The following is a 12421-nucleotide window of genomic DNA, read 5'->3' as shown; positions in this document are numbered from 1 at the left end:
CAAACTTTTTACCAACACCTTTTGTCCACCATTTAAAAATTACTAAACAATTTAAAAAGGCGATGCACTCAGTAATTTACTGAGTGCATCGCCTATAAAACCAACACTTTTTGTCCTATAACCCTAATAAATCTTTTATTAATACATAATCCTAACAGAATATCACTAGATACATTACATTTACAATGTAATACTAGGAAGGTAATATTTTTTAAATAGTTTTATCGCATATTGATCGGTAAGACCTGCTACATAATCGATAATATCGATAGTAGAATACAGCCCATCTCGTTCTACATAAGTTTCTATATCTTCTGGGTGTTCCATAAAATGTGTAAATAAATTTTTCACTACGTGAGCCGCCTTATTGCGATCTGGAATGAGTGCAGGGGCCAAATATACATTTTGGAACATAAATTGTCTAAATACATGCATAGTACTTTCAATTTCCCCAGACATAACAATTTTAGGTTTATCAAAAGACTGTTCTACCATATCTTTTACCATAGCTGTAATCATACTAGATGGGGTGTCACCAAAATAAGTACGTACTTCTTCCGGCAAATCATTAGAAGTCAACATACCCGCCCGTTGCGCATCATCATAATCATGACATAAATAAGCAATACGATCTACAATTCGGATAATTTGGCCTTCTAAGGTATTCGGCACTGTCTCTCCCGTATGCCCTAAGATGCCATTGCGCACCTCTTTTGTTAAATTAAGACCTTGCCGCGTTCCGTGCTTTTCTAAGACTTCTACCATACGTAAACTCTGTTCATTGTGATTAAAATGACCTACCATCTCACGTAATGCATACTCACCTACATGGCCAAAAGGTGTATGCCCTACATCATGCCCCATAGCAATAGCTTCTACTAAATCTTCATTTAAACGTAATGCTCTCGCTACAGTACGACCAATTTGCCCTACCTCTAAAGTATGAGTCATACGAGTTCTATAATGGTCCCCTGGTGCAATATATACCTGTGTTTTATGTTTTAATCGTCTAAAACATTTACTGTGAATAATTCGATCTCGATCTCGTTGAAAGGCCGTGCGCAATGGATCCGGTTCCTCTTCTATATCACGAGTAGCTTCACGGCTTTTCGCCGCATAAGGAGATAATAATAATTCCTCCCGTTCTTCTATACTTTCTCTAATATTCATAGTACCTCACAATATATGTTACTAATATATAAACAGTACTGATTCATTGCTGTATGCATAGCTATGGACTAACATCAGAATGAACACATAAGGAAAAAGGAAGACTATTGCCTTCCCTTTTATTTTCCGTCACATATGCGATTCTTGTCAACTAATTGCATAACAAGAGAAGCTGTTTCTTCGATAGATTTATTAGAAACATCTAATACTTGGCAATGGAGACGACGCATAACCGCTTTGGCGTATTCTAATTCTTCATTGATACGCTCTACAGAAGCATAGTTAGCTTCATCTTCAAGACCAATAGCACGCAACCGCTCACTACGGATATTATTTAGTTTATATGGATCAATAACAAGACCCACAATTTTTTTAGAAGGAATTTTAAATAATTCTTCTGGCAATGGTACCTCTGGTACTAATGGCAAATTAGCAGCTTTGATTTTTTTATACGCTAAAAACATGGATAATGGTGTTTTACTAGTTCTAGACACACCAATAATAACCACATCTGCTTTTTCAAATCCTGATGGATTCTTACCATCATCATATTTTACAGCAAACTCAATGGCTTCCACTTTTTTGAAATATTCTTGGTCTAACTTATGTACCATACCAGCTGTCATCCTTGGTTTTGTAGTAGCCACTGTGCCTACTGCATCTAAAACAGGGCCCATAATATCTACAGCAGGAATATTATTTTCGGCTGCTTTTTCATGCAGATAAGTACGCAATGATTGAGATACAATAGTATGACAAATAACATGATGACCTTTTTTGGCATCATCAACGATTTCATCAATTTGTTCTTCATTTTCAATATATGGAATTCGTACAATTTCAATTTGTTCCTTATCGTATTGACTTGCAGTGGCTCTCGCTACCGCCTCTGCCGTTTCCCCTAAGGAATCAGAAATTGCATAAATAATTTTTTCTGCCATTACTTATACCTCATGAATACTACATTCTAAAAATATCTTTGTTATCGTCGTTTTCGATACACGTCCTACTACCGTAAATCGCTTCTTAGAATCATCATCTTCTTCGCGTACCACAACAGGTAAACAATCGACCTCATAATCAATCATCTTCTGCGCCGCTTCTACTAAAGAGTCATCTGCTTCAACAGCAATCACTTTGCTAACCGGTGTCATAATCATAGAAATAGGCATTGTATGTGCATCGGTTTGCCCCATAGAGGCTCGTAATAAATCTTTACGAGATACAACACCTACTAAATAAGACTCTTCGCAAACAAGAATCGTTCCCACATCTTCTGTAAAAATAGTAACGATAGTATCGTATAAATTTGTGTTTGGAGATACTACAACAGCTTGTGATAGCACATCTCGCACCTTATAGGATTTCAATGTTTCTGCTGTTTGTGTTTCATGGGATAATCCCACGTAATAGTAACCGACATTAGGCCGTGCATCAAGAACCCCTATCATGGTGAGCACAGCTAAATCAGATCGCAATGCAGAACGACTAACCTCTAAAAAATCAGCAATCTCACTACCCGTAATAGGACCTTTCTCACGCACAATATGGGCGATATCTTCTTGACGTTTTGAAAGCTTCACACCCTAACCTCCTTTCACATATAGCACTATTATAACCTATGTAACACACAAGAAAAAGAGGAGACCCATGGCCCCCTCTATATTTCTATGTAATAGTTTTACCACTCCAGTTCATCAACATCTTGACGGCCACGACCAGTAAGAGCATCCATCATCATACGTTGTTCAATTTGAGCCACCATTTTCTTCGTATTCTTAACAGCATCAGGGTTAACGGAAATAGAATCGATACCGCTTTTTACGAGGAATTCACAAAGTTCTGGATATACACTTGGAGCTTGACCGCAGATAGATACGGTTTTCCCGTCTTTATGTGCTACATCAATTAAATGGCGAATAGCACGACGAACCGCTAAATTACGTTCATCATAAATATGTTGCACTGTTTCATTATCACGGTCACAGCCAAGTACTAGCATAGTCAAATCATTAGAACCAATAGAATACCCATCTACATATTTATTGAATTGATCTGCCAAAATAATATTAGAAGGAATCTCTGCCATTAGCCAAACTTTGAAATCCTTGCCTCTTACAAGACCTTCTTGAGCCATCAAATTAGTAACAAGTTCTGCTTCTTCTACAGTGCGGCAGAATGGAATCATAACTTGTAAATTTTTAAATCCATATTCATTACGTACTTTTTTAATAGCTTCTAGTTCTAATTTGAAAGCTGGCAAATACTTAGGGTCGTAATAGCGAGAAGCACCTCGCCATCCTAATAAAGCACTAGATTCATGAGGCTCATATTTATCGCCACCTTTTAAATCCCGATACTCACTAGATTTAAAATCACTAAGACGTACCACTACTTGACGTGGAGCCAATGCCTGACAAACCTTACGCATACCTTCTGCTAAGGTATTAACAGCTACATCACTGCGACCTGTTTCAATAAGGTGCAATGGATGTTCATGAATGAATGTGGTCCAAATAAATTCTTCCCTCATTAAGCCGATACCATCACATGGTAATACGCCATATTTCTCTGCTAAATCAGGATCCCCTAAATTCATGTAAATCTTGGTGCCTGTAACAGGAATGTATTCACTTACAACAGCAGATGCATCTTGAGAATCTGCTGGTTTTACTAGATCTTCTAAGACACCATCATAAACAATACCATTTGTAGCATCTACAGTAATCATTTGACCATCTTGAATAGATGTAGTCGCTTCGTGACTACGGCTCTTAGTACCTACAATACAAGGTATACCTAACTCACGGCTAACAATGGATGCATGACAAGTCATACCACCTGCATCGGTAACGATGGCTTTAGCTTTCTTCATCGCTGGTACCCAATCCGGTGCAGTCATAGCAGTAACTAAAATTTCCCCTTCTTTGAATTCATCGATATCCTCTGGGTTAATAATGACATGCGCTTTACCAGCAGCTTTACCAGGGGATGCAGGTAAACCTTTTACAACGATATCACGATTTGTTGTAACTGCTGTATTCAATCTAGCATCAGCACTATTGGATTTGTCTTTTCTAGACCATACAGTTTCTGGGCGAGCTTGTAAAATCCAAATTTTCCCATTTCGTTCATCTACGCCCCATTCCATATCCATGTAACATCCATAATGTTTCTCGATAGCTTTAGCATATTCAGCTAATTCCAATACTTGTGCATCAGAAATGACTTGTGCTTTTGCTTCATCGCTAGGTACTACTTCTTCAATGCAATCCCCATCTTCTTTACGAACAAGGCGCACATGTTTATCATTAATCATACGGTCTGTAATGATCATTTTTTGTTTATCTACACGGAAATTATCAGGTGTTACCGTACCTTGTACTACGTATTCACCAAGGCCCCAGGAACCTTCAATGAGAATATTATTATCATCACCTGTTACCAAGTCAACAGTGAACATAACGCCAGCGGCTTTAGAAAACACCATCATTTGCACAGCTGCACTCAATGCTACCGTCATATGATCAAAACCTTGTTTAACTCGATAATATGTAGCTCTATCTGTGAAAGTAGAAGCATAGCATTCTTTTACTTTTTCAATAATCGTATCGGCTCCACGTACATTCAAATATGTATCTTGTTGACCGGCAAAGCTAGCATCTGGCAAATCCTCTGCAGTAGCACTAGAACGAACAGCTACAAACGGATTATTTTCGCCTACTTTTTGACCCAATTCTTCATAAGAATGGCGAATAGCATCAGCTAAGGATTGAGGCATTTCTTCAGCACAAATCATTTTTCTGATTTTAGTGCATACTTCACGTAGCAATGCAGAATTTTCTACGTCATCAAGGCTTTCTAATTCAACTCGAATGCGTTCTTCCAGACCTGTTTCTTTCATAAATTCGCGATATCCATGAGCAGTTGTAGCAAATCCATATGGAACAGGCACATTTGTAGCCGATGTTAATTCACCTAAAGAAGATGATTTACCACCTACTAGATTAACATCTTCACGTTTTAATTCATCAAACCATAGTACATAAGCTGTTTCGCGATTCATCGAGAACCTCCTGAAGATAATTAGTGCAACACAATAAACCTTTTATAAATAAATAGTATACCTTATTTAATAATCTGTCAATTTTCTATATGTACATTTATAAAACAATTCAAATTATACCTCTAATATTAGAATTATTTTATATAACTATACTTTTATATATAGTATATAGATATTATAAATCTCGATGTACTTATTACACTTGCTTAACAGATAGAACGGTAAATATCTAAGAAATTTTTCAATACTCGACCTGTCAGTCCCCAAATTATATATTGTTCATGAGAGTAAAAATATACAGAGTAGTTCTGTCTAATTTTCCAATCAATTTGATATCCTTCTAATAAATGATATGGAAAGTCTTTTAATGGTTTAGTACCAATATCTAAATGTCCAATTATAGGTTCCATATTAAGCAATGTTCTTAATGAAATAGTAAAAATTTCTCCCACTTCATCTCTATTAGGTTTAAACTCCAATGTGTGTAGTCTAACAACTACAGCATGTAATTTTACGCCGATGGCAGATACTAAACAGTCAACAGGGCCTACTAACTCGATTGTCTCCAATGGTATTCCCAACTCTTCACTGCACTCTCTAATAGCCGTATCAGCACCGGTTTTATCTTTTGCTTCTCTATGACCGCCAGGAAAACTAACTTCACCCGGTTGACGCCTCAAATTCATACTTCTTACTGTAAATAAAACATGATCCTCTTCATCAATTTTTACTAAGGGAATAGCTACAGCAGCAGTAATAACATCGATATCCGTAACAATAGTTTGTTCCCTGTTAGCTAAATATTGTTTTAGTTGTATATCCATTTATCTAACTCCATACGCCTTACTATATGCGTAAACAACAATCTATTTGTCTCTTTTCAAACATTTTAATCAACTATACTTAATAAAACTAATTTATAATACTTTCATTAACATTAAAATTAGGCACAATAAATATCTTATTGCGCCTAAAAGTTTAGTTGAATTTAATTTTAACGAATTTACGCTTCCCTACTTGTACAATCATATTGTCTTCTAGTGCTAAATTTTCTTCAGTATATTTTTCACCGTTAACTTTAAAAGCACCTGCCTTGATAGAGCGACGTGCTTCACCATTACTACTTGTAAGGCCTAGATCTGTACAAAATTGTGGTACAAAAACCGTATCACTTGGTTTTTCCATTACAAACTCAGGGATATCTGTTGGCAATGCTCGTTGTTGGAATACACGTTTAAACTCTGCTTCGGCTTCTAGTGCAGCTTCTTCACCATGATATAAACGAACGATAGTACGAGCTAAGAGCATTTTAGCATCTCGCGGATGTAACTCTCCAGACTGTAAACGAACTGTCATTTCTTCTTGTTCTTCGATGGACATATCAGTAACAAGCATAAAATAACGCATCATTAATTCATCTGGAATAGACATAGCTTTACCATACATTTCTTTAGGAGCTTCATCGATACCAATGTAATTACCCAAAGACTTACTCATCTTTTGAACCCCATCTAAGCCTTCTAATAAAGGCATCGTAATGACAATTTGAGGTTCCTGCTCATTTTGTTCTTGTAAATGACGACCCATTAACAAGTTAAAGGTTTGATCTGTGCCACCAAATTCTACATCTGCATGAAGTGCTACAGAATCTTGACCTTGCATTAATGGATATAAAAATTCATGAACACCAATAGGACGACCTTCTTTAAAACGTTTGTTAAAATCGTCTCTTTCCATCATTCGAGCCACTGTATAAGAACCAGCGAGTCGTAATACGTCAGCAAAATTCATAGATTCCAACCACTCGCTATTATCACGAACAATCGTTTTATCCTTATCTAACACTTTGAAAATTTGTGTTTTATAAGTAGCGGCATTTTCCAATACTTGTTCTTTTGTCAATGGAGGACGTGTTACACTTTTACCAGACGGATCACCAATACGTGCTGTAAATCCACCAATAACAATAACTACTTGATGTCCAAATTCTTGAAATAAACGAAGTTTTCGCAACGGTACGGTATGACCTAAATGAATATCAGGTGCTGTAGGATCTAAACCTAATTTTATGACTAATGGTTTATTTTCTTTAATAGAACGTTCGATTTTTTTGAGCAATTCTGCTTCATTAATTAATTCAGCAACGCCATGTTTAATTTGGCGCACTTGTTCTTGAGCTGTAATCATGGATATCCTCCTCATAAATCTATTGTTTTAGTATACCATTATAAGTACACTTTCACAATTATCTAGAGTATTTGTTTTATAATCACGTTAATCAAAAAGTAAGCTCCACCATTCACTATAAGTTACTTCTAAAAATAACCATTTTACAGTAAATGTGGTATAATATTTATAATTGCGTAATATAGTTTACGTTATATTAACTAAAAAACGAGGTGACTCTATGAGTAATAACTCAAATTTGAGAACTCGTCGTAAATCGACAACTAAACCTAGTTCTCCTAAAGCGTCCACAAAGCGTACGATTTGGATGATTCTATTATTAGTATTCCTCATTATCGCTGGTGGCGGTTGTGGTTTTATAAGTGCAACCATGTCTAATTTACCAGACGTATCCAATGTACGTCCTGCTGCAGCATCACAAATTTATGATGTACATGGCAATTTAATTACTAATGTTCATTCCGCAGAAAATCGTTTACCAGTTTCTATTAAAGAAGTTCCTAAAGACTTACAAGATGCCTTTGTAGCTACTGAAGACTCCCGTTTTTACAATCATCATGGTATCGATCCTATCGGTATCCTCCGCGCTATTTGGGTTAATATCGTACATAGTGGTGTAGCTGAAGGCGGATCCACTATTACGCAACAATTAGCTCGAAATGCATTCTTATCACAAGATAGAACAATTAAACGTAAAATTTCAGAAGCTTTGTTAGCCCTCAAAATTGAACAACATTACACAAAACAAGAAATTCTTGAAATGTATATGAACCAAATCTATTTTGGTCAAGGTGCCTACGGTGTACAAGCAGCTTCACATATTTATTTTGGCAAAGACGTCAATGAATTGACACTAGCTCAAAGTGCTCTACTTGCTGGCTTACCACAAAGTCCCAATTATTACTCTCCATTTAACAATTTAGAAGCTGGAAAACAACGTCAAGCCGTTGTCCTTGGACAAATGGTTAAATATGGGTATATCACACAAGCACAAGCAGATGAAGCTAAAAATACTGACTTAGGCTTAATCTCTAAACAAGAACAAACTCATGAAAATAACAATGCATCGTATTTCATTAATTATGTAATTGCTCAAATTTCCGAAAAATATGGTGATGATGCGATTTATAAAGATGGTTTAAAAATCTATACAACCCTCGATATGGACGCACAAAATGCCGCCATAGCAGCTATGCAAAATCTCCCTGATTTTTATACCGACCAAAATGGTTTACACCAACCACAAGGCGCTATCGTAGCCATGAATCCACATAATGGTTATATCGTTGCCATGGTAGGCGGTCGTGGTAATGACTCCTTTAACCGCGCTACCCAAGCAGAGCGCCAACCAGGTTCTGCTATGAAACCATTTGTATATTTAGCAGCTATCCAATCTGGTAAAACACCGGGATCTATTGTCGATGACAGTCCTGTTGATTTCAATGGCTGGAGACCTCAAAACTATGAAAAAGATTTTGAAGGTCCTATGACATATCGTTACGCATTACAACATTCTCGTAACGTAGCAGCTGTAAAAATTGCCGATGATACAGGGATGCGTAAAATTCTAAACTTAGCTAAAGATATGGGTATTACAACGTTAACAGATAAGGATAATAACTTATCTACGGCCCTTGGAGGATTAACTCACGGTGTAACCCCTCTTGAAATGGTAGAGGCCTATGGTGTGCTTGCTAATGGTGGTATCAAGGTTCAACCAACAGCCATTGTTAAAATCGTAGATCGCAATGGCCAAATAGTAGAGGAAAATTCTATTCAAGAAAAACGTGTTGTTGACGAGAAAGATGCAGCTATCATTACCAATATGCTCGAATCCGTTATCTCTGGCGGGACTGGTGGTAATGCTAGTATTGGTCGTCCTGCTGCTGGTAAAACAGGAACTACAGACGATTCTAAAGATGCTTGGTTTGTAGGCTATACACCAGATCTCGTAGCAGCCGTTTGGGTCGGCGATGATTATGGTTCTGAAACGTTACATGGTATTACAGGCGGTACTACACCAGCTATTATGTGGGGACAATTTATGGCTAGTGCCTTAGCTAATACGCCTGCTTCTGATTTTGTTGTACCTGCTAGTGCTGAGTCGATTATTAGTGAAGGTTATCACAATCCAATACCAAGTCCTCCTAAAACAGAGGTAAAAGAAGATATTCCTCAAGACACTAAAGATACTAAAAATACGGATACAAATGACACAATAAAAGAAGATGACACAGCAAAGGACTCGTCAAAAGAATCTAAACCTAGTAGCTCATCTAAAAGTAGCAAAAAAGAAGATAAAACATCCAAAGAAAGATAAAATAATCTAAAGTGGGAATCTATATGGATTCCCACTTTCTCTTTTGGTACAATCCCCATCACTAAAAAAAGCGTATACACATTGCTTTAATTATACTAGTTCAGTAAAAAACAGTATAATAACTCGCTGTGTATACGCTTTTAATTTTATTTTAACACTACATTAGTAGCCCCTGCACCACCTTCATCATAGCCTGCTGTTTCAAAATGTGCTACATGTGGCAATGTTCTAAGATAGTTGTGCACCCCTTCACGAAGGGCACCACTACCTTTACCATGAATAATACGCACTTGATTAACACCACCTAGCAAAGCTTGATCTATGAATCGGCTTACCGATACGGTAGCTTCATCTACGGTTTGACCTAAGATATTGATTTCTGTACGCACTTCTTTTTGACGTTGCACCATAGAACTGCCCGCACGTTTCCGTGATTTAGGCTGAGGTGCATTGTTCTCCCGTTTAATCTTATTCGATTCTTCTCTAGTAGTAGATTGCAATTCAGATAATTTGACCGTTGCAGTCAAGCCATTAATATCTACCGTAACGCGATTGCCTTTAATGCCCAATACAGATCCTAATGATCGCAATGTAGTGACAAATACGATATCTCCTATTTTCAAAGTATCTAACGAAATATCGTTTCGCTCATCGTCTACAGGGACATTCGGCACGTGTACATTAGAAATACCTTTTCGAGCTTCTTGAATGGCAATTTGTCGTTTATCCTTATTGGTTTCAGAAAATTGCGATTTCAACTGTTTAATGATGGATTCCCCTTCTACACGCAAGGAACGTTTTAATGCTTCTGCTTCCTCTTGTGTTTTTAACAGTATTTGTTTCCGTTTTTCATTAAACTGTTTCTTTTCTTTCTCAAGTTGTCCTCGCATACGACGGGTTTCATCTAATTCTTTTTTCAACGACCTCTCACGGTCAGAAGCTTTCCGCAATTGTTCATTTAGATCTGATAGAACTAATTCCATTTCGCTACTACCAAATTTAGATTTGTAGTCTCGTGCACGATTTACAATTTCTTTTGGCAATCCCAAACGTGATGCAATACTCAATGCATGACTGCTACCAGCTACACCAATATGGAGTCGATACGTTGGTTTTAATGTACGTTCATCAAATTCTACATGACCATTTTCAATGCCATCGGTATGGTATGCATAATTTTTTAACTCATTATAATGAGTGCTCACCATCATGAGCACACCCTTTTGCCTAAAGAATTCTAAAATGGATACCGCTAATGCACTACCTTCCTCAGGGTCCGTACCAGATCCTAACTCATCAAGCAATACAAGATCATTAGGTCCACAATGTTTGATGATGGTTATAACTTGTGTCATATGCGCAGAAAAGGTACTTAAACTAGCTTCGATACTTTGCTCATCCCCAATATCGGCGAATATGTTATGGAATATCGGTAAAATAGAGCCCGTATCTGCAGGAATGAATAGACCACTTTGGTTCATTAACGCCAATAACCCCAATGTTTTAAGGGATACAGTTTTACCGCCTGTATTGGAACCAGTAATTAATAAAACTCTATAATCCATACCTAATCGAATATCAGTAGGTACTACTTGGTTAATAGGAATCAGCGGATGTCGTGCTCTCATCAGATTGACTTCACGACCTTCGCTTAAGGTAGCTTGTACAGCTTTTTGAGCAATAGCCAGTTTAGCTTTACCATAAACGAATTCAATATGTGATACCTTTTCACAGGCATCCATTAAATCATTACTATGCTGTTTAACCAAAGCTGATAATTCTTTGTAGATTCGCAATACTTCTTGTTCTTCACCGATAATAGCTTCTTGTAATTCATTGTTAAGATTTACAAGGCGCATCGGTTCGATATATAAGGTTTGACCTGTAGCAGACCGATCATGGATTAAGCCGTCAAAATATTGACGATATTCTTGCTTTACAGGAATAACGTAACGATTATTTCTCTGTGTAATAATAGCATCCTGAAAATATTTTTGATTATCTTTGTCATGTAGAATCGCTTGAATATCATGTTTAATACGTTCTCTCGTTTTCGTAATCGTATTTCGCAATGATGTCAACTTCGGAGATGCCGTATCTAATAACTCTCCTTTATCATCAAATACACGACGGAATCGTTGTTCAATACGGTCCGTATTAGGCATCTCCTGCATCCACAAGGATAATAGCGGATATTCTATATATTTTGTATGAAAAAACTTAGCCATCCGCTTATAGGCTCCAATAGTAATATAAACATCCCATAAGGCTTCGCGAGTTAAAATGAAATCTTTACGACTTTTCTGACAAGATTCTCGAATATCGCGAGTACCACTTAGTGGTTGTTCTATTTCTGTTTGCCAGGACCGCACTGCCTCTGCGGTTTCATCTAAAGACGCTTGAATCATCTTGTAGTCAATCATAGGCTCTAATGCCAACGCCATTTCCTTAGCGATAGTAGAACTACAGTGATGAGCCAGTTCTTCTTTTATTTTTATAAACTCTAATACTTCTTCATTAAACAATAGACTACCTCTTTTATCTATCAATATATACCATAATAAGAAAATCTAAATCTTAAATAGTATCTCAGTGCCCCTATTTAATATTATATTTCATATAAAAACTACATGAAAAATAGCACTCATGGTCCTAGCTAGTATTATATACCACAAACC

At 36.9% G+C, this 12421-nt stretch carries 8 protein-coding genes; 1 reads left to right on the top strand and 7 read right to left on the bottom strand.

The annotated features are described in order from the left end of the window. Nucleotides 1-180: 180 nt before the first annotated feature. The 6 genes from EO120_RS05465 to tyrS all read right to left on the bottom strand — a co-directional run bounded on the left by EO120_RS05465 (nucleotide 181) and on the right by tyrS (nucleotide 7423). Nucleotides 181-1170: a deoxyguanosinetriphosphate triphosphohydrolase gene (locus EO120_RS05465; RefSeq protein WP_127134468.1), complete on the bottom strand. Its 990-nt coding sequence runs from the start codon at nucleotides 1168-1170 to the stop codon at nucleotides 181-183. 119 nt (nucleotides 1171-1289) lie between these two features. After that, the gene (locus tag EO120_RS05460; RefSeq protein WP_127134467.1) at nucleotides 1290-2111 is read right to left on the bottom strand and encodes a pyruvate, water dikinase regulatory protein; all 822 of its coding nucleotides are present in this window, start codon (nucleotides 2109-2111) and stop codon (nucleotides 1290-1292) included. Between the two features lie 3 nt (nucleotides 2112-2114). Continuing rightward, nucleotides 2115-2753: a helix-turn-helix transcriptional regulator gene (locus EO120_RS05455; protein ID WP_127134466.1), complete on the bottom strand. Its 639-nt coding sequence runs from the start codon at nucleotides 2751-2753 to the stop codon at nucleotides 2115-2117. Between the two features lie 98 nt (nucleotides 2754-2851). Next, the gene (gene ppsA / locus EO120_RS05450) at nucleotides 2852-5236 is read right to left on the bottom strand and encodes a phosphoenolpyruvate synthase (protein ID WP_127134465.1); all 2385 of its coding nucleotides are present in this window, start codon (nucleotides 5234-5236) and stop codon (nucleotides 2852-2854) included. 206 nt (nucleotides 5237-5442) lie between these two features. Next, nucleotides 5443-6060: an NUDIX hydrolase gene (locus EO120_RS05445; protein WP_127134464.1), complete on the bottom strand. Its 618-nt coding sequence runs from the start codon at nucleotides 6058-6060 to the stop codon at nucleotides 5443-5445. Between the two features lie 154 nt (nucleotides 6061-6214). Then, entirely contained in the window at nucleotides 6215-7423 is a 1209-nt protein-coding gene (gene tyrS, locus EO120_RS05440; protein ID WP_127134463.1) for a tyrosine--tRNA ligase, read from the bottom strand. A 220-nt stretch (nucleotides 7424-7643) separates the two neighbouring features. On the opposite strand from tyrS, the gene EO120_RS05435 reads away from it, so the two are divergent. After that, nucleotides 7644-9743, top strand: a complete 2100-nt coding sequence (locus tag EO120_RS05435; RefSeq protein ID WP_127134462.1) for a transglycosylase domain-containing protein — start codon at nucleotides 7644-7646, stop codon at nucleotides 9741-9743. Nucleotides 9744-9889: 146 nt separating this feature from the next. Here the strand turns inward: EO120_RS05435 and EO120_RS05430 are convergent, their stop codons facing one another. Next, on the bottom strand, nucleotides 9890-12268 hold the full coding sequence (locus EO120_RS05430; RefSeq protein ID WP_127134461.1) for an endonuclease MutS2: 2379 nt from the start codon (nucleotides 12266-12268) through the stop codon (nucleotides 9890-9892). Nucleotides 12269-12421: the final 153 nt, after the last annotated feature.

This window comes from Veillonella caviae, from assembly GCF_003992125.1.
Classification (GTDB): Bacteria; Bacillota; Negativicutes; order Veillonellales; family Veillonellaceae; genus Veillonella; species Veillonella caviae.
The sequence above is the reverse complement of the archived record's forward strand: the minus strand, read 5'-3'. Positions and strand labels throughout refer to the sequence as shown.